Source organism: Pseudomonas sp. ML96, assembly GCF_000761545.1.
In the GTDB taxonomy this organism is placed as follows: domain Bacteria; phylum Pseudomonadota; class Gammaproteobacteria; order Pseudomonadales; family Pseudomonadaceae; genus Aquipseudomonas.
In genome coordinates, this window is record NZ_JPMY01000016.1 from 114,005 (window position 1) to 138,860 (window position 24,856).

At 66.0% G+C, this 24,856-nt stretch carries 22 protein-coding genes and 1 pseudogene; 12 read left to right on the forward strand and 11 right to left on the reverse strand.

Translation table 11 applies throughout. The annotated features are described in order from the left end of the window. Window positions 1-84 precede the first annotated feature (84 nt). The 3 genes and pseudogenes from IP89_RS23900 to cobA form a co-directional block, all read left to right on the forward strand. Window positions 85-1,293, forward strand: a pseudogene (locus tag IP89_RS23900) (NAD(P)/FAD-dependent oxidoreductase); the annotation flags it as partial. Window positions 1,294-1,333: 40 nt separating this feature from the next. Further along, complete coding sequence (locus tag IP89_RS12250) at window positions 1,334-4,054, forward strand: molybdopterin-dependent oxidoreductase (protein WP_043309848.1); 2,721 nt, start codon at window positions 1,334-1,336, stop codon at window positions 4,052-4,054. 11 nt (window positions 4,055-4,065) lie between these two features. Beyond that, window positions 4,066-4,803: a uroporphyrinogen-III C-methyltransferase gene (cobA, locus tag IP89_RS12255; RefSeq protein WP_043309814.1), complete on the forward strand. Its 738-nt coding sequence runs from the start codon at window positions 4,066-4,068 to the stop codon at window positions 4,801-4,803. Between the two features lie 102 nt (window positions 4,804-4,905). Here cobA and IP89_RS12260 read toward each other — a convergent pair whose 3' ends face one another. The 6 genes from IP89_RS12260 to IP89_RS12280 all read right to left on the reverse strand — a co-directional run bounded on the left by IP89_RS12260 (window position 4,906) and on the right by IP89_RS12280 (window position 9,265). Then, window positions 4,906-5,256: a hypothetical protein gene (locus IP89_RS12260; protein WP_156115042.1), complete on the reverse strand. Its 351-nt coding sequence runs from the start codon at window positions 5,254-5,256 to the stop codon at window positions 4,906-4,908. A 90-nt stretch (window positions 5,257-5,346) separates the two neighbouring features. Next, window positions 5,347-5,619, reverse strand: coding sequence for a DUF2986 domain-containing protein (locus tag IP89_RS23905; RefSeq protein WP_371261944.1), 273 nt, complete (start codon window positions 5,617-5,619; stop codon window positions 5,347-5,349). A 40-nt stretch (window positions 5,620-5,659) separates the two neighbouring features. Beyond that, the gene (locus IP89_RS12265) at window positions 5,660-7,312 is read right to left on the reverse strand and encodes an AMP-binding protein (protein ID WP_043309815.1); all 1,653 of its coding nucleotides are present in this window, start codon (window positions 7,310-7,312) and stop codon (window positions 5,660-5,662) included. A gap of 118 nt (window positions 7,313-7,430) precedes the next feature. After that, entirely contained in the window at window positions 7,431-7,883 is a 453-nt protein-coding gene (gene sixA, locus IP89_RS12270; protein ID WP_043309816.1) for a phosphohistidine phosphatase SixA, read from the reverse strand. After that, entirely contained in the window at window positions 7,880-8,227 is a 348-nt protein-coding gene (locus tag IP89_RS12275) for a DUF4389 domain-containing protein (protein ID WP_043309817.1), read from the reverse strand. Before IP89_RS12275 ends, sixA begins: the two co-directional genes overlap by 4 nt. 15 nt (window positions 8,228-8,242) lie before the next feature. Continuing rightward, window positions 8,243-9,265 carry an NAD(P)H-dependent glycerol-3-phosphate dehydrogenase gene (locus tag IP89_RS12280; protein WP_043309818.1) on the reverse strand — a complete coding sequence of 341 codons (1,023 nt, stop codon included), beginning with the start codon at window positions 9,263-9,265 and terminating at the stop codon, window positions 8,243-8,245. 219 nt (window positions 9,266-9,484) lie between these two features. Here IP89_RS12280 and IP89_RS12285 point away from each other — a divergent pair, with 219 nt between their 5' ends. The 4 genes from IP89_RS12285 to IP89_RS12300 all read left to right on the forward strand — a co-directional run bounded on the left by IP89_RS12285 (window position 9,485) and on the right by IP89_RS12300 (window position 15,061). Next, the gene (locus IP89_RS12285) at window positions 9,485-11,362 is read left to right on the forward strand and encodes a response regulator (RefSeq protein WP_043309819.1); all 1,878 of its coding nucleotides are present in this window, start codon (window positions 9,485-9,487) and stop codon (window positions 11,360-11,362) included. A 175-nt stretch (window positions 11,363-11,537) separates the two neighbouring features. Then, window positions 11,538-12,053, forward strand: a complete 516-nt coding sequence (gene fabA / locus IP89_RS12290; protein WP_043309820.1) for a 3-hydroxyacyl-[acyl-carrier-protein] dehydratase FabA — start codon at window positions 11,538-11,540, stop codon at window positions 12,051-12,053. A gap of 11 nt (window positions 12,054-12,064) precedes the next feature. Beyond that, complete coding sequence (gene fabB, locus IP89_RS12295) at window positions 12,065-13,282, forward strand: beta-ketoacyl-ACP synthase I (protein WP_043309821.1); 1,218 nt, start codon at window positions 12,065-12,067, stop codon at window positions 13,280-13,282. A gap of 153 nt (window positions 13,283-13,435) precedes the next feature. Then, window positions 13,436-15,061 carry a methyl-accepting chemotaxis protein gene (locus tag IP89_RS12300; RefSeq protein WP_043309822.1) on the forward strand — a complete coding sequence of 542 codons (1,626 nt, stop codon included), beginning with the start codon at window positions 13,436-13,438 and terminating at the stop codon, window positions 15,059-15,061. Between the two features lie 50 nt (window positions 15,062-15,111). Here IP89_RS12300 and IP89_RS12305 read toward each other — a convergent pair whose 3' ends face one another. The 3 genes from IP89_RS12305 to IP89_RS12315 all read right to left on the reverse strand — a co-directional run bounded on the left by IP89_RS12305 (window position 15,112) and on the right by IP89_RS12315 (window position 18,428). Beyond that, entirely contained in the window at window positions 15,112-16,737 is a 1,626-nt protein-coding gene (locus IP89_RS12305; RefSeq protein WP_043309823.1) for a methyl-accepting chemotaxis protein, read from the reverse strand. Window positions 16,738-16,878: 141 nt separating this feature from the next. After that, window positions 16,879-17,343: a DUF3859 domain-containing protein gene (locus tag IP89_RS12310; protein WP_043309824.1), complete on the reverse strand. Its 465-nt coding sequence runs from the start codon at window positions 17,341-17,343 to the stop codon at window positions 16,879-16,881. A 62-nt stretch (window positions 17,344-17,405) separates the two neighbouring features. Then, on the reverse strand, window positions 17,406-18,428 hold the full coding sequence (locus IP89_RS12315) for an amidohydrolase family protein (protein WP_043309825.1): 1,023 nt from the start codon (window positions 18,426-18,428) through the stop codon (window positions 17,406-17,408). A 117-nt stretch (window positions 18,429-18,545) separates the two neighbouring features. Here IP89_RS12315 and IP89_RS12320 point away from each other — a divergent pair, with 117 nt between their 5' ends. From IP89_RS12320 to IP89_RS23730, 5 genes are all read left to right on the forward strand, one after another. Continuing rightward, window positions 18,546-19,406: an ABC transporter substrate-binding protein gene (locus IP89_RS12320; protein WP_043309826.1), complete on the forward strand. Its 861-nt coding sequence runs from the start codon at window positions 18,546-18,548 to the stop codon at window positions 19,404-19,406. Window positions 19,407-19,644: 238 nt separating this feature from the next. Then, complete coding sequence (locus IP89_RS12325) at window positions 19,645-20,928, forward strand: methyl-accepting chemotaxis protein (RefSeq protein WP_371261945.1); 1,284 nt, start codon at window positions 19,645-19,647, stop codon at window positions 20,926-20,928. Window positions 20,929-20,980: 52 nt separating this feature from the next. Further along, complete coding sequence (locus tag IP89_RS12330; RefSeq protein ID WP_043309828.1) at window positions 20,981-21,379, forward strand: OsmC family protein; 399 nt, start codon at window positions 20,981-20,983, stop codon at window positions 21,377-21,379. Then, complete coding sequence (locus tag IP89_RS12335; RefSeq protein ID WP_043309829.1) at window positions 21,376-22,236, forward strand: pirin family protein; 861 nt, start codon at window positions 21,376-21,378, stop codon at window positions 22,234-22,236. Before IP89_RS12330 ends, IP89_RS12335 begins: the two co-directional genes overlap by 4 nt. Before the next feature lie 79 nt (window positions 22,237-22,315). Further along, a complete protein-coding gene (locus tag IP89_RS23730) occupies window positions 22,316-23,581 on the forward strand; it encodes a hypothetical protein (protein ID WP_256203139.1) in 1,266 nt (421 codons plus the stop codon). A gap of 10 nt (window positions 23,582-23,591) precedes the next feature. On the opposite strand, the gene IP89_RS12345 is transcribed toward IP89_RS23730, so the two are convergent. Continuing rightward, entirely contained in the window at window positions 23,592-24,314 is a 723-nt protein-coding gene (locus tag IP89_RS12345) for a dienelactone hydrolase family protein (RefSeq protein ID WP_043309830.1), read from the reverse strand. Between the two features lie 56 nt (window positions 24,315-24,370). Continuing rightward, window positions 24,371-24,850, reverse strand: a complete 480-nt coding sequence (locus IP89_RS12350) for a hypothetical protein (protein ID WP_043309851.1) — start codon at window positions 24,848-24,850, stop codon at window positions 24,371-24,373. Window positions 24,851-24,856 lie beyond the last annotated feature (6 nt).

Consider the following 24,856-nt stretch of genomic DNA (forward strand, 5'->3'; position numbering starts at 1 on the left):
GGATCAGGACAAAGGCGTCCTCGCTAGGCAGCTAGCGGGACGCCTTTTTTGTTGCTCACGATTTTTACCCAGGAGATGGCCGGCATGAACAAGCTCAAGCTGGTGATGGTAGGTAACGGCATGGCCGGGGTCAGAACCCTGGAGGAGCTGCTGCGGCTCGCCCCGGACCTGTACGAGATCACCGTGTTCGGCGCCGAGCCGCATCCCAACTACAACCGCATCCTGCTGTCGCCGGTGCTGGCTGGCGAGCAGAGCTTCGAGGAGATCGTCCTCAACGGCGTCGAGTGGTATGAGCAGCACGGCATCGACCTGCGCCTGGGCCGCAAGGTGGTCGCCATCGACCGCAAGAAGCGCCTGGTGATCGCCGACGATGGCAGCAGCGCCCAGTACGACCGCCTGATCCTCGCCACCGGCTCCAATCCCTTCATCCTGCCGGTGCCGGGCAATCGTCTGCAGGGCGTGATCGCCTACCGCGACATCGCCGATACCCGCCAGATGATGGATACCGCACAGACCCACAGCCACGCCGTGGTGATTGGCGGCGGCCTGCTCGGCCTGGAAGCGGCCAACGGCCTGCGCCAACGCGGCATGGACGTGACCGTGGTGCACCTGGCCGACTGGCTGCTGGAACGCCAACTCGACCGCACCGCCGGCGAGCTGCTCAAGCAGGCGTTGGAGGCGCGCGGCATCCGTTTCCGCCTCAGCGAACAGACCGAGGAGCTGCTCGACTACGGCACCGGCCGCGTCTGCGCCGTGCAGTTCAAGAGCGGCGACACCATTCCCGCCGACCTGGTGGTGATGGCCGCCGGCGTGCGCCCCAACACCGAACTGGCCGAGAAGGCGGGCATCCCCTGCAACCGCGGCATCCAGGTCGATGACTGCCTGCAGACCTACGACCCGCGCATCTACGCGGTCGGCGAATGCGCCAACCATCGTGGCATAGCCTACGGCCTGGTCGCCCCGCTGTTCGAGCAGGCCAAGGTCTGCGCCAATCACCTGGCCATGCTCGGCACCGCCCGTTACCAGGGCTCGGTGACCTCGACCAAGCTCAAGGTCACCGGCATCGACCTGTTCTCCGCCGGCGACTTCATGGGCGGCGACGGCACCGAGAGCATCATCCTCTCCGACCCCATCGGCAGCGTGTACAAGAAGCTGGTGATCAAGGACGACGTGCTGGTCGGCGGCTGCCTGTACGGCGACACCCTGGACGGCAGCTGGTACTTCCAGCAGATCTGCGGCGGCGCCGATATCAGCGGCGTGCGCGACCACCTGATGTTCGGCCAGGCCAGCATCGATGCAGCCGCCAAGGATGCCGCACGTGCCTGAAGCCGCTCTGCAATCGACCAGCCAGATCACCGCCGCCACCTGCTGCTACTGCGGCGTAGGCTGTGGCGTGCTGATCGAGCATGACGGCGAGAAGATCCTCGGCGTCAGCGGCGACCCGAGCCACCCGGCGAATCATGGAAAACTGTGCAGCAAGGGCTCGTCCCTGCACCTGACCGGCGACCTCGACGCCCGCGGCCTGTACCCCGAACTGCGCCTGGGCAAGGGCTTGGCCCGCACTCGCGCCGACTGGGACAGCGCCCTGGACCACGCCGCCAATGTGTTCGCCGCAACCATCCGCGAACACGGCCCGGACAGCGTCGCCTTCTATATCTCCGGCCAGTTGCTGACCGAGGACTACTACGCCTTCAACAAGCTGGCCCGCGCCCTGGTCGGCACCAACAACATCGACTCCAACTCGCGCCTTTGCATGTCCTCGGCCGTGGTCGGCTACAAGCGCAGCCTGGGCGCCGATGCTCCGCCGTGCAGCTACGAGGACATCGAACAGGCCGACTGCCTGCTGATCGCCGGTAGCAACATGGCCTACGCCCACCCGATCCTGTTCCGTCGCCTGGAAGCGGCCAAGGCCGCACGGCCCGAAATGCAGATCATCGTGATCGACCCACGGCGCACCGATACCTGCGAGCTGGCCGACCTGCACCTGGCCATCGCCCCGGGCACCGACGTGGCGCTGTTCCACGGCCTGCTGCATCTGCTGCTGGCCAACGGCACTTACGATCCGGCCTATATCGCCGCCCACACCGAAGGCTTCGACGCCCTGCGCGAGCTGGCCGCCGACTACCCGCCGAGCGAAGTGGCGCGCCTGTGCGGCATCGATGAGGCCGACCTGCGCCACGCCGCCGAGCTGATCGGCCGCTCTCCCGCATTCCTCTCGCTGTGGTGCATGGGCCTCAACCAGTCCACTGCCGGCAGCGCCAAGAACAGCGCGCTGATCAACCTGCACCTGGCCACCGGGCAGATCGGCAAGGTCGGTGCCGGGCCCTTCTCCCTCACCGGCCAGCCCAACGCCATGGGCGGCCGCGAAACCGGCAGCCTGAGCAACCTGCTGCCCGGCCACCGCGAGGCCGGCAATGCCGAGCACCGCGCCGAAGTCGCCCGTTACTGGGGAGTGGACAGCCTGCCGCAGAGCACCGGCCTGTCCGCAGTGGAACTGTTCGAGGCGGTGCGCGAAGGCAAGATCAAGGCCCTGTGGATCGCCTGCACCAACCCTGCGCAATCACTGCCGGACCAACAAAAGGTCCACGAGGCCCTGGCCGCCTGCCCCTTCGTGGTGGTGCAGGAAGCATTCTTCACCACCGAGACCTGCCACTACGCCGACCTTCTGCTCCCAGCCGCCAGCTGGGGAGAAAAAGAAGGCAGCGTGACCAACTCCGAGCGGCGCGTGACCCACGTGCGCCGCGCCGTACCAGCGCCCGCAGAGGCGCGGCCGGATTGGGCGATCGTCTGTGACTTCGCACGTCGCCTGGAACAACAGCTACGCCCCGGCCTGCCAAGCCTGTTCGACTTCGCCAGTGCGCAAGCGCTGTTCGAGGAATACAAGCACCTGACCCAGGGTCGCGATCTGGACCTTTCCGGTCTCAGCTACGCCATCCTGGACGACCAAGGTCCACAACAATGGCCCTTCCCGGCCGGCGCCCAGCAGGGCACCGCGCGTCTGTACGGGGATGGTCGCTTTCCCACCGCCAGCGGCCGCGCGCGCTTCGTCGCCGACGCCTATGTACCGGCACGCGAGCGCCGTGAGGCGGACTTCCCGCTATTGCTCAACACCGGTCGCCTGCGCGATCAGTGGCACGGCATGAGCCGCACCGGCACCGCCGCGCGACTGTTCGGCCACGCGCCCGAGGCGGCGCTGACCCTGCATCCGGACGAGCTGGCTCGGCGCGGCCTGCAGGCTGGCGAGCTGATCCACCTGCGCAGTCGCCGCGGCGGCCTGATTCTGCCGGTGCAGGCCGACGATGCCCTGCAACCGGGTCAGGCCTATCTGCCGATGCACTGGGGTGACCGCTTCCTCAAGGGCCTGGGCACCAACGTGCTGACCCAGCCGGCCTTCGACCCGCTGTCCAAGCAGCCGGAACTGAAGCTCAGCGCCGTGGAAGTCGAGCGCGCCGAGTTGCCCTGGCAGTTCTTCGCCCTGGTCGAGGGTGATGTGCAGCGCCGCCTCACTGCCCTGCGTCCGCTGTTCGAAGGCTTCGCCTACGCCAGCCTGGCGCCCACCGGCCGCGAGCAGCGCCCGGCCCTGCTGATCAAGGCTGCCGCCGAGAAGGCGCCGGACGCCAAACTACTGGCCGAGATCGACGTCCTGCTCGGCATCGACCACGGCCCGGTGCTGGCCTATGACGACGCCAAGCGCCGCGTGGGCAAACGCGTACGTATCGAGAACGGGCGCATCGTCGCCATCCGCCTGGCCGGCGAAACCGCCGCCCGCGACTGGCTCAAGGGCCTGTGGGAACAGGGCAGCAGTGACGCCGATCTGCGCCGCTGGCTGCTCGCCCCGCTGGCCACCCCGCCGGGTGGCGGCATGAAGGCCAGCAAGGTGCTGTGCAACTGCATGAACGTCAGCCAGGACGCGGTGTGCGCCGGCATCGAACGCGGCCTCGACCTGGACGGGCTCAAGAACGAGCTGAAATGCGGCACCAGCTGCGGCTCGTGCGTGCCGGAAATCAAACGACTGCTGGTCACCCACGTGGCCGCCGTCGCCGTGGAAGCCTGAGGAGTAGAACCATGAATGCAAAAGTCTGGCTGGTGGGCGCAGGCCCTGGCGATCCGGAATTGCTGACCCTCAAGGCGGTGAAGGCCCTCAACCAGGCCGAGATCGTGATGATCGACGACCTGGTCAACCCGGCCGTGCTGGAGCACTGCCCCGACGCCCGCATCGTTCCGGTGGGCAAGCGCGGCGGTTGCCGCTCCACGCCACAGGCGTTCATCCACCGGCTGATGCTGCGCTACGCCCGCCAGGGCAAGTGCGTGGTGCGCCTGAAGGGTGGAGATCCGTGCATCTTCGGTCGTGGCAGCGAGGAAGCCGACTGGCTGGCCGAGCACGGCATCGAGGTGGAAATGGTCAACGGCATCACTGCCGGCCTGGCCGGTGCCACCAACTGCGGCATTCCGCTAACCCTGCGCGGCGTGGCCCGTGGCGTGACCCTGGTCACCGCCCACACCCAGGACGACAGCAGCCTCAACTGGCAGGCCCTGGCCCAGGGCGGCACCACATTGGTGGTGTACATGGGCGTGACCAAGCTGCCGGAAATCCGCGAAAGCCTGCTGGCCGGCGGCATGCGCGGCGACATGCCGGTGGCGATGATCGAGAACGCCTCGCTGCCGCAGCAGCGCGAGTGCCGCAGTACCCTGGCCGGCATGCAGCAGGCGGCTATCGATTTTGCCCTGAAGAGCCCGGCGATCCTGGTGATCGGCGAGGTCGCGGCGCAGCAACAGATTCACGCTTTGGCAGAGAGTGCCTAATCCCCTTCGCTCCTGCGGAGTAGTGCCTCGCCCGGCCGCATGGCCGGGCTTTTTTTATCTGATTGGTTTATCCACGCAGCATTGAATAGCCAGGCAGAAGGCTCACATCAGTGCGGGGTCTGGAAACGGCAGCCGATCTTGCGAGCTGCTGGGCTGCGCCTGCCAGGCAGAGCCACTGCGGTAGAAGTCCGCCTGGGTCTCCGAGGTGCCCGCGCCGATGCTGATGGCCACGGTGCAAGCCACCTGCCCGGCATGCTCCGCCTCTATCGCCGCAATACATGTGCCCAGCTTGGCCGTGACCTGATCCTGCATCTCGCCCAGATCGAGCATCTTGACGATGGCCTCGGTCGCCTCCTGCTGGTTGGGCAACGTCAACTGGGCTGGGGCCGATGTTTCGGCATAGGCGCCAGCAGTGGCCAGGCAAAGCAGGAGAAGAGTCGAGTGAAATCGCATGTCCATATCCTCAGAACCAACGTGTGAATGAATGGTTAGACCGCCGTCCTAGCAGTGCAGGAAGAGAAGGGAATCGTGGGGGTAAACGGCTCAGTCTTCAGCAGGTGTGGCCTGATCCTGCTCGGCCGCCAGTTTCAGGCGATCCGCCTTGCTGATGTACTTGGGCTTGTTGCTCTTGGGAGCCAGCTTGGCACTGGCCTTCTTGGCGTGGGCCTTCAACAGCTGATTGATCTTCTTGCGCCGATTCATGCTCTTCCACCCGATCTGTAGGCGGGCGAACAATAGCAGATCGGCCGGCTCAGGCCCCGCGGAACAGGCTTGGCGTAGGGCACTCACAAGCAGGTGCTTCGGGAGCAGAACTATCAGCCCGTGCCAGCGCACGGGCTTCAGCAGGCAGCTGCGCCTAGTGCCAAACCACCCCTTCGCGCTTCTGGCCCCAGGCATCGAAGTGCGGGCTGTAGGCGCTTTCCACCGAGGCCCGCTTGATCTTCAGGGTTGGCGTGAGGAAGCCGTTGTCCACCGCCCAGACTTCCGGCACCAGCACCAAGCCATTGAGCTGCTCGTGCTTGTCCAGCACCTGGTTGGTTTCCTCCAGCAGGCGCTTGAGGCTGCCTTCCAGCTGTTCGCGCGGCTCCTTGCGCCCGGTATCGGAGAGTACACACAGTGCCAGCGGTTGTGGCAGGCCGTCGCCGACCACGCAGACCTGCTCGATATGCGCATGCACTGCCAGGCGATTCTCGATCGGCGCCGGGGCCACGTACTTGCCCTTGCTGGTCTTGAAGATTTCCTTGATCCGCCCGGTCAGGCGCAGGTTGCCCTCGGCATCCTGCTCGCCCTTGTCGCCGGTGCGCAGGTAGCCGTCCTCGGTCAGCGCCTCGGCGGTCTTGCCCGGCTCCTTGTAGTAGCCCTGCATGGTCGAGCCGCTGCGCACCAGCACCTCGCCTTCCTCGCTGATGCGCACTTCCACGCCCGGGTTGTTCTGGCCGATCCAGCCCTTCTTGAACAGGCCTGGGCGGCACACGTGGGAGTAGCCACAGTTCTCGGTCATGCCATAGACCTCCTGCAGTTCCAGGCCCATCCGGCGATACCAGCCGAGCAACGCATCCGGCACCGGTGCGGCGCCGGACAATGCATAACGCACCGCGTCCAGGCCCAGCCCGCGCAGGACCTTCTTGCCGACCAGACGGCCGACCAGGGGAATGGACAGCAGGCGATCCAGCTTCTTGGCCGGCATCTTGGAATAGACGCCCATTTGGAACTTGGTCCAGATGCGCGGCACGCCGAAGAACACGGTTGGTCGGGCACGACGCAGGTCGTCGACGAAGGTGTCCAGGCTCTCGGCGAAGAACACGGTCATGCCGCTGTACAGCGAGTTGAGTTCGATGAACATGCGCTCGGCCACATGGCACAGCGGCAGGTAGGACAGCCCTCGGTCGTCCTCGCCGACACCGAACAGCGAGGTGGCCTGGCTGGCGGTGAAGCCGAAATTGCCGAAGTTGTGCATCACACCCTTGGGCATGCCGGTGGTGCCGGAGGTGTAGATGATGGTGGCGAGCTGCTCGGGCTGGTTGCGCGGCTTGTCCTGGATCGGCGCGCAGGCCTGCAAGTCCTGCCAGCTGCGGTCGAAGCTGCCCTCTGGGTGCAGCGGCATGGCTACGGTAGTCACACCCTGCGGCACGCCGGTGGCCATCGCAGGCCAGTCGTCCAGCTTGCCGATGAAGGCTACCTTCGCCTCGGCGTGCTCCAGCACCTGGCGTACCGACTCGCCAGTGAGATTCGGGTAGAGCGGCACCGAGACGTGCCCGGCCATCCAGATGGCCAGGTCGGTGACGATCCAGTGGGCGCAGTTCTTCGAGATGATCGCGATCTTGCTGCCCTGCTCCAGCTCCAGGCTGCGCAGCCAGGCCGCAGCGCGTCGCGCCTGCTCGCCGACCTCGGCCCAGGTGAGCTGTTCTACCCGACCACCGCCCAGCGGCTGGATCAGGTAGGTCTTGTTCGGATGACGCGACTCCCGCTCGAAGAACGCTTCGAGCGGCAAACGGACTGCACTGGCCACGGGGCCTCCTTGTTTATTGTTTTTGTCACAGGGAGCAACCAAGCACTTGCTTGGTTGAATATTCCACGCGTCAGGAGGCGTCGCAAGTGAAGAAATGTTACAGGGTGGTAGAGCCGCTCTAGCGCGGGTGATGCAGCGCGGCGAGGGTCATCAGGCCGGGTACCGGCTCACCCTCGAGGACCACCAGGCTGGCGGTGTGCAGGCCCAGAGGCTGCTGTAGATGGCCATGGATCAGCAGGCCGGAGAGATTGCCGAGCAGCGGGTTGTGGCTGACCAGCAGGCAGTCGCCGGGATAGTCGTCCAGGTGGTTGGCCGCCTCGCGCACCGAGTCTTCCGGCGTGGCCCACGTCACCGTGGTCAGCGGCAGCGCCAGGCCGAGCACCTCGCGAACGATCTCGGCGGTCTGCTGGGCACGCAGATAGGGACTGACCAGGATGTGCGAGAACGACCGGCCACGCAGATGCTCGGCGCTGCGCCGCACTTCCTTGCGGCCATGCTCGGTGAGGGCGCGCTCGGCGTCGCTGCGCGCACGCGGCTCGGCCTCACCGTGGCGCAGCAGCCAGAGGGTCACAGCTTGGGTTCTTCGTCACGCACCGGGTGCGGCGCCGGCGGAATGCTGTGCGGCTCGTTGTCTTCTGGAGCACGTGCGCTCGGCCAATCGGCGAAGGGCCAGGGCTTCTCTTCACTGTTGAAGGTGCCGAAGCGGCCGATCTGCTGCAGGTACTGGCTGAGACTGTCGCCGAAGCCCTGCAAGCCAGCGTTTGGCGCGCCGTAGAACAGGCGATAGCCCAGCTGCAGCAGGACCACGCCGGCCAGCACGATTTCGGCCAGCTGCCAGACGATGGCGAAGATCACCATCCACAGGATGCGCAGGGCGATGGACTCGCGCTCCAGTTCCTTGTTCGGTTCGCTCATGCTGCTCTCCTTGACTTAGAAACCACTGGGGGAAATGAAGTCGACGTCGGTCTTCGGCTCGCCACGCATCAGCGCCTGGATCACCTGTTCCAGCGTGCGACCCTCGAACAGAATGGCATGCAGGCCGGCGACCAGAGGCATGTAGACCTGCAGTTCCTCGGCCTTGCTCTTCAGCACCTTGAGGGTGTTGACCCCTTCGGCCACCTCGCCGAGACGCGCCACCGCGTCTTCCAGCGACAGGCCTTCGCCGAGGGCATGGCCGACCTGGTAATTGCGACTCTTCGGCGAGGAGCAGGTGACGATCAGGTCGCCCACGCCGGCCAGACCGAGGAAGGTCATGGGGTTGGCGCCCAGGGTCACGGCGAAGCGGGTCATCTCGGCCAGCGCACGAGTGATCAGCATGCTCTTGGTGTTCTCACCCATGCCCAGCGCGGCGGCCATGCCGGCGATGATGGCGTAGACGTTCTTCAGCGCGCCGCCCAGCTCCACACCGAAGCTGTCACGGCTGGCGTAAACGCGGAAGGTGCGACCGTGCAGCGCGGATTGCACGCGCTGGCAGAGTTCCTCGTCCTCGCTGGCGATCACCGTGGCGGTCAGCGCGTGTTCGGCGATCTCGCGGGCCAGATTGGGGCCGGACAGGACGCCTATACGCGCCTGCGGCGCCACTTCGGCGAGGATCTGACTCATCAGTTTGAAGCTCTCGGCCTCGATGCCCTTGGTGGTGCTCACCAGCAGCTTGCCGGCCAGGCCATCGGCCACCGGCTGCAGCGCCTTGCGCAGGGCCGACGAGGGAATGGCAACGAACACCAGTTCGCAGGCGGCCAGGGTCGCCGGCAGGTCGGTGACCGGCTCGACGCCAGGCAGCAGCTTGATGCCCTTGAGGTAGCGCGGGTTCTCGCGCTGGGTGCGCATGGCCTCGGCCTGCTCGGGGTCGCGCATCCATTGCAGGACGCGCTGGCCGTTGGCGGCCAGGAGATTGGCGATAGCGGTGCCGAAGCTGCCGCCGCCCAGTACTGCAACGGGTTGTTGCTCGGTCATAGTAAATCCAGACAAGCCATCCGAATGGCGAATACCCTCATTATCACGAAGCCTCGGCCGACCGGCCAGTCCTACGCGTGCCTCGCGCTGGCAAAGACCGGCTTCTCGGTTAACATGCGTCTGTCATGCCAGAGAACAAGGCCGTTCCGTGCACGCTCTCCCCCATTTACCCTCTCTCTTCCAGCCAACTCCCGGCCTCGTGACCCAAGGCGGCACGCGATGATCTTCGGCCGCAACTGGGACATCCATACCCGCACCCAGCTGATCAGCGTCGGCCCGGCCCTGCTGTTGACCCTGCTGCTGACCGGTTTCTTCACCCACACCCGCCTGGAAGACCTGCGCTACGAAATGAGCCAGGCCGGCCAGCTGATGGCCAACCAGCTGGCGCCCGCGGCGGCGCACGGCGTGGCCATCGGTGATACGCAAGTGTTGGAAGGCCTGCTGCGCGCCACGCTGGAGACGCCCAATGTGCGTTTTCTCGAGGTCCGCGACCAGGCGGAGAACATCCTGGTCTATGTCGAACGGCACAGGGACCAGTCGACCTCGCAGGTAGAGGTCTTCCGCGCGCCGATCCGCCATGAGAACGGCGCCACCGACGACTACCTGGGCCAGGTAGTTGTGGGCATGTCCGATGAATCCTTTTCCAGTCGCCAGCAGGCCATCCTGCTCAAGGCCACCGTGCTGGCGCTGATCGCCCTGCTGCTGACCTTCCTCCTCGCCCGCCAGCTGGCTCGGCGCCTGGCCCGGCCCCTGAGCGCCATGGGCCACGCCCTGGAGGCGATCAAGGCGGGTGATTTCCGCAGCAACCTGGCGGAGACCGACAGCGGCGAGCTGGGCGACCTGGCGCGCCACATCAATACCCTGGCTGCCGAACTGGAACGCGCCGGGCGCGAGCAGCGCGAAGCCATGCAGCAGCTGATCCAGACCCGCGAGGAAGCCGAGCAGGCCAACCGCGCCAAGTCCGATTTCCTGGCGATGATGAGCCACGAGCTGCGCACGCCGATGAATGGCGTGCTGGGCATGCTGCAGCTGCTGGAAACCACCGAGATGACCCAGGAGCAGGAGGAATACGCGGCCCTGGCCACCGAATCTACCGAGCACCTGCTCAAGGTGATCAACGACATCCTCGACTTCTCGCGCATCGAGCGCGGTGCGCTGGAGCTGGAGCGCATCCCCTTCAGCCTGCTGGAACTGCTGCAGGGCTCGATCCAGGTGTTCCAGCACAGCGCCCAGCAACGCGGCCTGTACCTGCGCCTGGACAACCAGGCCGGCCTGGAGGACTTCGAGGTCCAGGGAGACCCGACCCGCATCCGCCAGATCCTGGTCAACCTGCTGGGCAACGCGCTGAAGTTCACCGAAGAAGGCGGCATCCGCATCGAGACCCACTGGCAGCCGCTGGACAACGAGGTGCTGTGGTTCACCTGCCAGGTGCGCGACAGCGGCATCGGCATCGCCGCACCGCGGCTGGAACATATGTTCGACGCCTTCCAGCAGGCCGATACCTCCATCTCCCGCCGCTATGGCGGCACCGGCCTGGGCCTGCCAATTGCCCGCACCCTGGCCGAACGCATGGGCGGCACCCTGCACGCCAGCAGCGAGGAAGGCATCGGCTCGGTATTCACCCTGGAGATTCCCCTGCCGTTCAGCCCGCGCAGCAGTGCCGACGACGCGCAGGAGAGCCACGAGAGCCCCGCGGGCGAGAACCAGGAAGTGCTGCTGGTGGAGGACAACCCGGTCAACCAGACCGTTATAGAGGCCATGCTGCGCAGCCTCGGCTACCGCGTGGCACTGGTGGGCGACGGCGCCCAGGCGGTGCAGACCTTCGATGCCCAGCGCTTCGCGGCGGTGCTGATGGATTGCCGGCTGCCAGTAATGGATGGTTACGAAGCAACCCGACAAATACGCGAACTGGCGCCACAATGCGGAACGCCGATCATCGCGCTGACCGCCAATGCGCTGCAGGGCGACCGCGAAGCCTGCCTGCAGGCCGGCATGAACGACTACCTGGCCAAACCGTTCAAACGTGCCGATCTGGAACGGGTATTGCTGCGCTGGGTAGGCAAGCGCAGTCACGGTGCGGAGCGCCAGGAATACTAGACTCGCAGGGGCCCAGATCCCGGCAATGATCTGCGACAAGGAAGTCCGGTATACAAGTGTTCACACTGATCTGTGACTTTCACCAGGACGCAACAGTCTATGACTAGTCTGCCGCTACACAAGAAAACCCGCGGCGCAGCTTAGCCCCGCCAAGGGGGACCATTGAGGAGTTCGCATGACCAAGCAAAACGCCTATACCCGGGAAGAACTGCTCGCCTGCAGCCGCGGCGAACTGTTTGGCCCAGGTAACGCGCAGTTGCCCGCCCCAAACATGCTGATGATGGATCGCATCGTCCATATCAGTGAAACCGGCGGTAAATACGGCAAGGGCGAAATCGTCGCCGAACTCGATATCAACCCGGATCTCTGGTTCTTCGCCTGCCACTTCGAAGGCGACCCGGTGATGCCAGGCTGCCTGGGCCTCGACGCCATGTGGCAACTGGTCGGCTTCTATCTCGGTTGGCAGGGCAACCCCGGCCGCGGCCGCGCGCTGGGCTCGGGCGAAGTGAAGTTCTTCGGCCAGATCCTGCCCACCGCGAAAAAGATCACCTACAACATCCAGATCAAGCGCACTATCAACCGCTCGCTGATCCTCGGCATCGCCGATGGCACCGTCAGCGTCGATGGCCGCGAGATCTACAGCGCCGAAGGCCTCCGCGTCGGCCTGTTCACTTCCACTGACAGCTTTTAAGGGTTATCCGCATGCGTCGCGTCGTGATCACTGGCCTGGGCATCGTTTCCTGCCTGGGCAATGACAAAGACACCGTCTCCGCCAACCTTCGTGCTGGCCGTGCCGGTATCCGCCACAACCCGTCCTATGCCGAAATGGGCCTGCGTAGCCATGTTTCCGGTTCGGTCGACCTGAATCTCGAAGAGCTGATCGATCGCAAGATTTTCCGCTTCATGGGCGATGCTGCGGCCTACGCCTACCTGGCGATGGAACAGGCGATCAAGGATTCCGGTCTCAGCGAAGAGCAAATTTCCAACCCGCGTACCGGCCTGATCGCCGGTTCCGGTGGCGCCTCCACCGTGAACCAGATGGAAGCCATCGACACTCTGCGCGAGAAGGGCGTCAAGCGCATCGGCCCATACCGTGTAACCCGCACCATGGGCAGCACCGTATCCGCCTGCCTGGCCACCCCCTTCCAGATCAAGGGCGTGAACTTCTCCATCTCCTCCGCCTGCGCCACCAGCGCCCACTGCATCGGCCAGGCCATGGAGCAGATCCAGCTCGGCAAGCAGGACGTGGTCTTCGCCGGCGGCGGTGAAGAGGAGCACTGGAGCCAGAGCTGCCTGTTCGACGCCATGGGCGCCCTCTCCACCCAGTACAACGACACCCCCGAGAAGGCCTCCCGCGCCTACGACGCCAAGCGTGACGGCTTCGTCATCGCCGGCGGCGGTGGCATGGTAGTGGTCGAAGAGCTGGAGCATGCGCTCAAGCGCGGCGCCAAGATCTACGCGGAAATCGTCGGCTACGGTGCAACTTCCGACGGCTATGACATGGTCGCCCCGAGCGGCGAAGGCGCGATCCGTTGCATGCAGCAGGCGCTGTCCACCGTCGACAGCCCGATCGACTACCTGAACACCCACGGCACCTCCACTCCGGTCGGCGATGTCGCCGAAATGCGTGGCGTGCGTGAAGTGTTCGGCGACAAGGCCCCGGCCATCAGCTCCACCAAGAGCCTGTCCGGCCACAGCCTGGGCGCCGCCGGTGTGCACGAGGCGATCTACTGCCTGCTGATGATGGAAGGCAACTTCATCGCCGGCTCGGCCAACATCGACGAGCTGGACCCGGAAGTGGCCGACCTGCCGATCCTGCGCGAGACCCGCGAGAACGCCAAGCTGGACACCATCATGTCCAACAGCTTCGGCTTTGGCGGCACCAACGCCACCCTGGTGCTCAAGCGCTACTCGGCCTGATCCAGCGCTCTAGCAATACCCACCATGCCCGCCCCGTGCGGGCATGGTCGTTTCTGGGCCCCCAGAAAATCCACGGCCGAGCGTAAATCCCAAGGATTCCTATACTTTTTTCGAGTCGCCCCGGCTCTTACCGCCGTCCCGGAGAAGTACCCCATGATCCTGCGCCAGTTTCCCATCGCGCCACGCGCGGCCTTCGGCTTCGCCATCATCACCCTCCTGCTGATATTCACCGGCCTGTTCTCCCTCAATCGCATGTCGGTGATCAACGACGCCTCCACGGTCATCAGCCAGAGCTGGCTGCCCAGCGTGCGCAACGTCGCGCAGATGAACCTCGCCGTGACCGAAATCCGCCAGCTCCAGCTCGGCCATGTGTTGGCCGCCGATGCGGCCGACAAGCAATTTCTCGAAAAACGCCTGCGCGAGATCATCGGCAACCTGGAAAAGGCCGAGCGCAGCTATGAGAGCGACATGGACAGCGGTCGCGACCAACAGCTGTTTCAGCGCTACCAGCAGGAGAAGAAGGGCCTCATCGCCGGGGTCGAGCAGTTGCTGAAGCTGTCCAACGCCAACGAGACCGCCCCCGCGACCGTGCTGGTACAGGGTCCGCTGCTGGACAACTACAAGGCCACCTTCAATGCCCTGACCGAGCTCGCCGAGTTCAATACTGAAGGCGCCAACGCCGCCAATACCCAGGCCGATGAGGACTATGCCAGCGCCACCAACGCGGTGATCGCCGTGCTGGTGATTGCCGCACTGGTCACCGTCGCGCTCGCCTGGTTGCTGACCCGCAGCATCACCCAGCCGCTGAGCGAAGCCGTACAGGTCGCCGGCGTGGTGGCCAGTGGCAACCTCACCGGGCGCATCGACGCCAGCGGCAAGGACGAACCCGCCCAGCTGCTCGCGGCCCTGCAACGCATGCAGCAGCAGCTGCGCGGCACCATCCAGCAGATCGGCAACTCCGCCACCCAGCTGGCCTCGGCCGCCGAAGAGCTCAATGCGGTGACCGAGGAAGGCAACCGCGCGATCACCCGCCAGCACGACGAGATCGAGATGGCCGCCACCGCCGTGAACGAGATGACCAGCGCGGTCGAGGAAGTGGCGCGCAACGCCAGCTCCACCTCCGATGCCTCGCGCGCCTCCGAGGAGTCGGCGCAGTCCGGCCGCGACCGCGTGCAGCAGACGGTGCAGGCGATCCGTAGCATGAGCCAGGACGTCGCCCACACCTCAGCGCTGGTGGAAGGCCTTGCCGAGCGCGCGCAGAGCATCAGCAAGGTGCTCGACGTGATCCGCGCCATCGCCGAGCAGACCAACCTGCTCGCCCTCAACGCTGCCATCGAGGCCGCCCGCGCCGGCGAGCAGGGCCGCGGCTTTGCCGTGGTGGCCGACGAGGTCCGTGCCCTCGCCCATCGCACCCAGGAATCCACCCGCGAGATCGAGCAGATGATCGGCAGCATCCAGAGCGGCACCGGCGAGGCCGTGGGTGCGATGAACCAGAACGACCAGCGCGCCCGGCAGATGCTGGAGATCGCCGAGGCGGCCGGCCAGGCCCTGGTGGAGATCACCGAGCAGGTCGGTCAGATCAACGAGCGCACCCTGGTCATCGCCAGCGCCGCCGAAGAACAGGCGCAGGTGGCGCGCGAGGTGGACCGCAACCTGGTGAATATCCGCGATATCTCGGTACAGACCGCCACCGGCGCCAACCAAACGGCCGCCGCCAGCCACGAGCTGTCGCGCCTGGCCGTGGAACTCAATGGCATGGTCGCGCGCTTCACCGTATGAGAATTGAAACGCGATGATGAACAACGGCGCCCACAGGCGCCGTTTTCATGTCACAGGCGGAAACGTGCCACCAGCCCGTTGAGGTCGACCGCCAGGCGCGACAGCTCCTGGCTGGCCGCACTGGTCTGGTCAGCCCCCGCCGAACTCTGCAGGGACAGGTCGCGGATGTTGACCAGGTTGCGGTCCACCTCGCGCGCCACCTGGGCCTGCTCCTCCGACGCACTGGCAATCACCAGGTTACGCTCGTTGATCGAGGTGATGGCCAGGGCGATCTCGTCCAGCGCATGGCCCGCCGCTTGCGCCAGTGCCAGGGTCGAGCCGGTACGCTGGTTGCTGTGCTGCATGGAATTGACCGCGCGCTCGGTGCCCTGCTGGATGCCGCCGATCATCTGCTCGATTTCCTGGGTGCTCTGCTGGGTGCGATGGGCCAGGGCGCGGACCTCGTCGGCCACCACGGCAAAGCCGCGCCCAGCCTCGCCGGCACGCGCTGCCTCGATGGCGGCATTGAGCGCCAGCAGGTTGGTCTGCTCGGCGATGGAGCGGATCACGTCGAGCACCTGGCTGATGCTGCGCACCTGCTCGGCCAGCAGACCAATCTGCTCCGAGGTTTCGCTCACGTCGCCGGCCAGCTGGCCGATGGAGTCCACTGTCTGGCGCACCTGCTCGCGGCCGTGCTGGGCGGTGCGATCCGAATCGCGCGAGGCCTCCGAGGTGCTCACCGCGTTGCGCGCCACCTCTTCCACCGCCGAGGTCATCTCGTTCACCGCCGTGGCAGCCTGTTCGATCTCGGCATTCTGCAGATGCAGGCCGCGGGTCGCGTCCTCGGTCACCGCATGCAGCTCTTCCGAGGCCGAAGCCAGCTGATTGGAGGAGTCGGCGATGCTCTGGATAGTGCTGCGCAGGCTGCCCTGCATGCGCTTCAGGGCCTGCAGCAGCTGCGCCGGCTCGTCCGTGCCGCGATCCTCGAAGTCGCGGCTCAGGTCGCCACCCGCCACCACCTGGGCGACCTCCACCGCCTCGACCAGCGGCCGCACTATGCTGCGGGTGAACAGCACGGCCAGTACCACGGTGAGCACCACCGCTACCAGCATCAGGGTCATGGCCAGGGCGAAGGCGCTCTCGTAAGCCGCCTGGTTATCCCGCGCCGCCGCAGCAGCGCCCTCGCTGTTGAGCCGGGTCAGCTCGACCAGGGCCTTGGACAGGTTGTCGGCATGGGTGTTGAGAACCCCGTTGGCCACCGCACTGGCTTCGGAGACCTGATCTTCGGCCGAATGGCGCATGATCTTCTCCTGCTCCTGCATGTAGGCCTCTTCCGCCGTCCTGAAGCGCTCGTAGACCTCCTTCTCCTCGGCCGAGGAAATCAGCCGCTCATAGCGGCCCTGGGCCTCGTCCAGCGCGGACTTCAGCTCGCCCAGGCGCTGCACGTTCTGCTGCAGGATGGTCGGGTCGCGCACCACGATCAGGCGCAGGGTGCCGGCGCGGATGCGCAGGATGCTCTGGCTCATGTCCCCCAGGGCCAGGATGCTCGGTAGCCAGTTCTCGTCGACCTCCTTGGACTCCTCGTTCATGTGCTTCATCTGCAGCAGCGAAAAACAGCCAACCAGCAGAACCAGGAACGCCAGAGTGGCGAAGCCCAGGGCGGAACGGGGTGCGATACGTAGCTTTCTCAACAGCATGATGGTCACCTTCCCTGCAGACAGGACGCTGCCGTTAAGGCTAGAGCGCTCTGCGCTGAATGCCAGCAATGCGCTATCACAGGCCCTGAAACGCACAAGCCCGGCACTGGGCCGGGCTTGGTTCGGGGCGTCTGCAGGCTATCAGCGCACGGTGAAGCGCTGCTCCAGCAGCTTGCGGTCACCCTGGAAGACCATGAACTGCCAGTCGCCCGGCACCACCTCGTGATGTTCGGTGAACTCGAAGGCCATCACGTCCTGCGGCGCACCGACCACCAACTTCTGCTGCAACTCGATCTTGTCCTGGCGCTTGCCATCCGGGCCAACCAGGCCGGGGGTGAAGTACATCAGGGTCAGCGGCTGCTCGCTTTCGCTCTTGCCGACCAGTGTGTAGCGCACGCCGAACTTGGTGCCCAGGCGCGCCGGCACCACTTCGGTCTGCTCGATCGGCTGGCCGGCGCGGCTGAGAATCCGCTCGCCCGGCTGCGGGTCCTTGATAGCGGCTGCGGCGAACACGCCGTACTCGACCGGCCCTTCGACACGCACATCGGCCATGGCCAGGTTGGACATCAGGCCCAGGGCCAGGACGGACAGGCTGAACAGTTTCATCTCGCGCTCCTTGAGGAAAGTTGGCGCGAGGCTATGACGTCGCGGTTACAGGTTGATGACAATCAGTCGCGCAGCTGTGCCTGGCGTTTGCGCGGCAGCACGGCGAGGAAGTTGTCACGCGCCACCTTGCGCGCCACGCCCTCCGGCAGGGCGTCGAGGAAGGGCGTGAAGTCCGTCAGGTTGCTGCCCAGGTTACCGAAGCGGCCGACCACGTCCGAGCCGAGCATGAAGCGCTCGGGATAGCTGCTCACCAGGCGCACCCAGCGCGGGTCTGGCTTGCCCTTGGCATTCAGCAGGTAGGGGTGCAGCACGCTCCAGGACAGGTCGACATACAGGTTCGGGTATTCGCCAAGCATCCGCTCCAAAGTGCTCAGGAGGAAATCCAGCTTCTCCTGATGACGGTGAATCTCCACGCTGGTGCCGGCATGGGCCCAGATGAAGCGCACGTGCGGATGGTTGCGCAGCGGCTCCTCGATCTCCTCCAGGTACAGCGGATTGCGCTCGCGTTTGGAGGTGATGTTGCTGTGCATCAGCACCGGCAGGTCGTACTCGGCGGCCAGGTGGTAGACGCGAGTCATGGCCTCGTTGTTGGCGCGCGGCGTGTCGCCGTAGGTCAGCGCGGTGAGGTCGTCGTGGCGGGTGAACACCTCGCCGAGCCCCTGCCAGAAGCCTGGATAGAGCTCGAGCATGCGGCGGATATGCGCGTCGGCGTTCTTGTCCACCGGATTGAAGCCGCTGAGGAAGGGATGGAAGCGCTCGCGCTGCTCCGCCGGCAGGCGCCGCACCGCCTCGGCGACGAACACGTCGGTGGCGCTGTACCAATAGGCCCCGGCATCGTCACCGGCGTAGTAGCGCGGGCGTTTGGGCTCGTCCTCGTGCCACTTCTTGGCCACCGGAATGCCGCTGATCATCACATGATCGATGCGCCCGGCGGCCATGGCCTCGAGCAGCGCGGTCATACCCTCGCTCTCCTGGAAGAAGTCCACGTAGTGCAGGTGGGCATCGCTGAAACGGTAGTCACGGGCTTGTGCGTGCAGGGCCAGCAGGCCAAGCAGAGCGGCAAACAACGGGCGGCGGATGAACAACGGCGTCACTCCCTGGCGTTTCGAGCAAGAGTAGACCGCAGCCGCTTCGCTACCGTTCACTGGCGATGCGGCAAGGCAAAGGCCATCATGTGTTTCATCACCTTACGAACCCTGCGTATGCCCCTCCTCCGCCTCGTTGCCCTGACTGCCCTGCTCTGCTCCGCGCCACTGGCTGCGGAGCCGCTGACCTATCCCCTGCATTCGCAAGGCGACGACCCGGAAGCCTATGTGGTCGAGTTGCTGCATCTGGCCCTGGCCCGCAGCGGTGGCGACTACCAGCTGCAGCCGACACCCCGGCCCATGGCGCAGAGCCGCGCCGAGCAGGCGCTGGAGCAGAACGACGGCACCGTGCAGGTGATGTGGACCATGACCACCCGCGAGCGCGAAGAAAACCTGCTGCCGATCCGCATCCCCATCTACAAGGGCCTGATCGGCTGGCGCATCCCACTGGTGCGACGCGAGGACAAGGACTGGCTGGGCAAAGTACAGAGCCTGGAAGACCTCAAGGCCATGCGCTTCGGCCAGCGCGCCGACTGGCCGGACACGCGCATCCTGCGCGACAACGGCCTGCAGGTGATCACCAGCCAGAGCTACGACAGCCTGTTCCGCATGCTCGACGCCGGCCGCTTCGACCTGTTCCCCCGCGAAGTGGTGGTGGCCTGGAACGAGCAGGCTCGCTCCACCCAGGAAGGCCTGGCCCTGGAAGTCGACGAGCACATCGTCATCCACTACCCCACCGCCTTCTACTTCTTCACCTCGCGCGCCCGCGCCGACCTGGCCAGCGCCATCGAGCGCGGCCTGGAGGCTATGGTCGCCGACGGCAGCTACGAGCAATTGTTCCAGCACCACCACGGCGCCACCCTGCAGCGCGCCGCCCTGCACAAGCGCAAGGTGATCGAGCTGCAGAACCCCGAACTGCCGCCACAGACGCCGTTCCAGCGCGAAGAGCTGTGGTACCGGCCGAATGCACCGCAATAGAGCCTCGCGAGCCGTATTGGCGCACTGATAGCGACGATCTGCCGGCGCCAGCCTTGTGACGTGGCGCACACAAGATGATGGCACCGTGCTTGCACCACTCCCTGCAGAATCTTCAGGGAGATGCACCATGCTGCAGTTGCTGCGCAAACCCTCGCGACGCGAGCAGGACGAAGAAGCCTTCGCCGCCCTCTTCACCCGCCACGACCTCACCACCCGCTTGCCCGAGCAGCAGCCCTGGATGGGCCGCCTCAACCGCTTCAGCGACGGCCTGCACCAGCGCATCCGCACCAGCCTGGGCGCTGCCGTCGGTATCGCCGCGCATGCCCCGCAGCTGGCCAGCATCGCCAGCGCCAACCAGGCCAGCGGGCAGAGTCTGGCGCAATCCTCGGAGCTGATCGCCAGCGCCAGCGAGCAGGTCACCACCACCCTGGACGCCGAACTGGTGCCCGGCGCCGCCGAAGTGGCGCGCCTGTCCGGCGAGGTCTCGGCCACCCTGCGCCAGTGCCAGCAGAACGGCCAGACCGTGCTGCGCCAGGTCGAGGCCATCGGTGACTGCGAGACGGAGCTGGCCGACGTGATCGGCAACCTCACCGCACAGCTGGAAGAAGTCAGCAAGGTGATCGGCGTGATCGCCAGCATCTCCCAGCAGACCAACCTGCTGGCACTCAACGCTGCCATCGAGGCGGCGCGCGCCGGCGAGCACGGCCGCGGCTTCGCCGTGGTCGCCGAGGAAGTGCGCCGCCTGGCCGGCCACACCACCGATGCCACCGGCCAGGTCGGGCAGATCATCGAGCGCTTCCGCGACGGCATGAACCAGCTCGGCGGCGCCGGCGAACGCATGCACCAGGCGGTCGAAGACGGCCGCAGCGGCATGCTGCAGGTCGGCAACGGCCTGGACAGCACCCGCCAGGCCATGGATCGGCTGGACGAGCGCGTCGGCCATATCGCCACCGGCACCGAGCAGATCGGCCAGGCCGTGCGCTCAATCAACGGCGACGTGCAGCAGATCGCCCAGGTCGCCGGCGACCTGCTCGGCAAGGCCGGCCAGGTATTGCGCCACAGCCAGGCCGTGCGCGAGGACGGCGATCGCCTGCTGCAGGGCCTCGGCGACTTCCGCCTGGAGCTGCACCGCTCGGTGCAGAGCGGCGTCGAGCAAATCGCCGCCGATGCGCGCCTGAGCAGCGACGTCGGCGCCGCCGAACGCCTGCTGGAAGAAACGCTGAAACGCGACGCGCGCTTCGAGCTGTTCTACCTGGTCGACGCCAGCGGCCGGCAGCTCTCGGAGAACATCTTCGCCGCGGACGTGCCGCACCAGGACGCGCCTAGCTGCCGTGGCCGCGACTGGAGCCAGCGCCCGTGGTTCCGCAGCGTGGCGGACGACCTGCGCAGCCACATCACGCCGGTCTACCGCTCCTCGGCCACCGACGACTTCTGCTTCACCGTCTCGGTGCCCATCCTCGGCGCCGATGGCCGTCTGCTGCGTGTGCTTGGCGCCGATGTGCGCCTCTCGGTGCTGGTCTGAGGATCGCCGCCTGGGCTAGGCTGGAGCCATCCAACCTAGCCTGGGAGCCACCATGATCCGCATCAGCACCGAATCCGGCCTGCGCCACAGCATCGAGATCGGCGAACACCTGCTGCACACCGATGTGCCGGAATCCTTCGGCGGCAGCGCCTCCGGCCCCGAGCCGCATGACCTGTTCGACGCCGCCCTAGGTGCCTGCAAGGCCCTGACCCTGATGCTCTACGCCAAGCAGCGCGGCCTGCCGCTGGAAAGCCTGGACGTGCACGTGGCCCGCGATGACAGCCAGGAACGCCAGGGCACCTACCGCCTGGCCGTGGAGCTGGACCTGCACGGCGCGCTGGATGACGAGCAGCGCCAGCAACTGCTGCGCATCGCCGACAAATGCCCGATCCACAAGCTGATGACCAGCGTCGAGGTGCAGGTGGAAACCCGCCTGGGCGAAGGCGCATGAGCGAGCCGCTGCTGATCAAGCCGAAGGCCGAGGACATCTCCGGCCAGCCGATCCTGCGCCCGCTGCCCTCGGCCAAGTGCCGCAGCGTCGGGCCCTTCGTGTTCTTCGATCACATGCTGGAGAAGGACTACCCGGCCGGCAGCGGCATGAACATCAACCAGCATCCGCATATCGGCCTGTCCACACTCACCTACCTGTTCGACGGCGAGCTGCAGCACAAGGACAGCCTTGGCTCGGACCAACTGGTGCAGCCCGGCGACGTCAGCTGGATGACCGCCGGCCGCGCCGTCGCCCATGTCGAACGCACCCCGCAACACCTGTGGCAAGGCGGTTCGCGCCTGCACGGCCTGCAGGTGTGGCTGGCCCTGCCACAGGCGCTGGAGGAAGGCGAGCCGAGCTACAGCCACCACCCGGCCGCCAGCCTGCCGCGTAGCGAGGCCATGGGCGTACAGATCACCCTGATCGCCGGCAGCGGCTTCTGCCTGGAGTCGCCGGTACCCATGCACTCGCCGACCCTGTACGCCGAACTGAAGCTCGCCGCCGGCGCCAGCCTGCTGATCCCCGCCGAACATCGCGAGCGCGCGCTGTACCTGATCGAGGGCGAAGCCAAGCTGGAGGACGAAGAGCTGCCGCTGCGTGGCCTGGCCGTGCTGCCGGAAGGTGAAGAGCTGCTGCTCACAGCCTGCGGCGAGTGTCACCTGGCGCTGATCGGCGGTGAACCGCTGGGCCCGCGGCGCATGTACTGGAACTTCGTCGCCAGCGATGCCGCGCTGCTGGAGAAGGCCAAGCAGAACTGGGCTGCCTGGGAGTGGCCACGGGTACCTGGCGAGAGCGAGCGCATCCCGCTACCACGCTGACGAATTGCCGGCCCGCTCACGTGCCGGCAAGCGAGCCAGGCGCTAACATGGCGCCTCTCGCCCGCAAAGGATTGCTGCCGTGCCCCTCGCTCGTTGCCTGCTCGCTACCGCCCTCCTGGCCTCACCGCTGCTTGCCCATGCCAATCTGCCAACACTCGAACCCGAGCCCGGCCTGCAGGCCCATGGCGAGCAGAACGGCGAAAGATATCGCTTGCAACAACCGGATGGCAGCTGGATCGAGCTGTCGATCCCGGATGAAGACATCGGCAATCCGCCTCGCTTCTCGGTCGAGGACTATGACTTCGATGGTCATGCCGACCTGGCGATCAGCGTCGCCGCCGGCATGGTCAACGAGAACTACCGCCTCTACCTGTACCGGCCTGCTCAGCGCCGCTACGAGTTCCTGCCGATGCCGGAGACGCTGATCGGCAGCCTCAGCTGCTCGGGCTTCTCCGGGCTGGAGCGCAAGGTCGAGGAACGCGCCCTGTACAGCCACTGCCGCGGCGGCCCGCGCTGGTATTACGACGCCTTGCGCTTCGACGACCACGGCCAGCCCTGGCTGTACAAGACCCTGCAAGTGCAGGACGACTACAGCCCGGATTACCCCTACCTGTTTTTCCCGCTGTTCGAGAAGACCTTCGACCCGCAGGGCCAGGTGCTGGCCAGCCGCGCCATGAACGACGATGGCCAGCCGCAGACCTGGACCGTGCCGGCGACGCGCCTGTATCTGTACCAACAGCCCGATGAGAGCAGCCGCAGCAAGGCCTACCTGATCCAGGGCGATGTCTGCGAAGTGCTGGCGCGCAAGGAGCAGTGGCTGCGGATCCGCTATGCATCGAAGAAAGGCCCGCTCGAGCGCTGGATCTCCCTCGACCAGGCCTATGATCTGCACCAACGCCTCAGCGCCGCGCCGCATCCGGACGGTCTGCAGCTGAGCGCCAGCGACTTCTCCGACCCGGCCTCGCCGCTGTTCAGCCTCGGCCTGAATGCCAAGCGCAGCTTCACGCTGGAACACGCCGAGGTACACCTGCTATTCACCGCTGCCGATGGCACGCAGAGCAGCCATCGCCTGTACGCCGCCAACCACAGGATCGAGCTGAAACCCGGCGAGGGCTACACGCTCGACGACAACTACATCGAGCAGCGCGGCGGCCAGTACCTGATCTACCACGCCGACGAACAACAGCAGGATGCCTACGTGCCGTTCTTCCCCGAGCTGGCGCCGGGTCGCTACCGAGTGCGGGTGGCGCTCACCGACCCAGGCCTGGCGGCGCCGTTGTACACCAGCGAGGAAGTGCTGATCGACTACCCACCGGCCATCGCCGAGCCGACCAGCACGCCCTGAGCCACTCGACTCAGGCGAACACCTCGTCGAGCAGGTCGTACATGGCAGCGAAGGCGCGGCGCGACACCTTGGCGTCGTACTGCATCTTGCCCGGTATCTGCGCCTGCGGATCGGTGAAGGAATGCGCCGCGCCGCCATAGCTGGTTAGCTGCCAGTCGACGCCGGCGGCGTTCATCTCCGCGACGAAGCCGGTCAGTTGTTCGCGCGGCACCAATGGGTCCAGGGCGCCGTCCAGTACCAACACCGCGCCACGGATGTTCTGCGCGTCCGCAGGATTGGCGGTGTCGAGGGTGCCGTGGAAGGAGATTGCGGCCTTGATCGGCGCGCCGTCACGGGCAAATTCCAGCGCGCAATGGCCGCCGAAGCAGAAGCCGAACACCGCCAGCCGGCTGGGGTCCAGCGGCACGCCCGGCTGGGCCTTGAGCGAATCCAGCGACGCCTGCAGGCGCTGGCGTAACGCCGGCTTGCCCTTCACCGACATCATCGCGGCGCCCGCCTCGTCGTGGTTCTGCGGACGCACGCCGGCGCCATATACGTCGGCGACGAACACCACATAGCCACGCTCAGCGACCCGCTGGGCAATCTCGATGGCCCCGGCCGAGGCGCCCATCCAGTTCGGTGCCAGCAACAGGCCGGGCCGTGGGGTCTGGCGCGAATCGTCATACAGCAACTGGCCCTCGAATGGCTGGCCGTCGACTTCGTAGCGCACCGGACGATTGATGATCTGGCTCATGTTTACCCCTCTCTGGTCAAAGGCGGACAAAACCCACCGCGAACGGACAAGACTAGTCAGTCCTGAGAATTCTTCGCTTCTTCGTCGGCCAGGCCCTGGATATAGGCGGCGAAACCCGGGTCCTCACCCCGCAGCAAGTACGGCAGGCGCCCGCGGAAATCCTCGCGGCGGCTCCACTCGCGCATGTAGTCCTCCCAGGAGTGCCAGCGGCGGCGCTGCTTGTCGTCCATATCTTCCTGATAGGCCAGCAGGTAGGCGCGCTCGAACAGCGAGATCAGCATGTCGAAGATCACCCACATGCGCTCGCGCTGTTCGTCGCTGAGGTCAGGAGTGGCGGCCTGGCTGCGCAGGCGCAGGTCGGGATTGGCCAGCACCACTTCGAGAAAGTCGATGTAGGCATCGGATATTTGCTGCCAGATGGCCTCCTCCTCGTTCGCACGCTCCTTGCGTTGTTCGAAGAGGAACACGCCAATGGCGAACGGCAACGCCACCACGGTGACGATGTAGGACAGCAGTTCCCAGGTTTGCAGGTTCATGAAGGC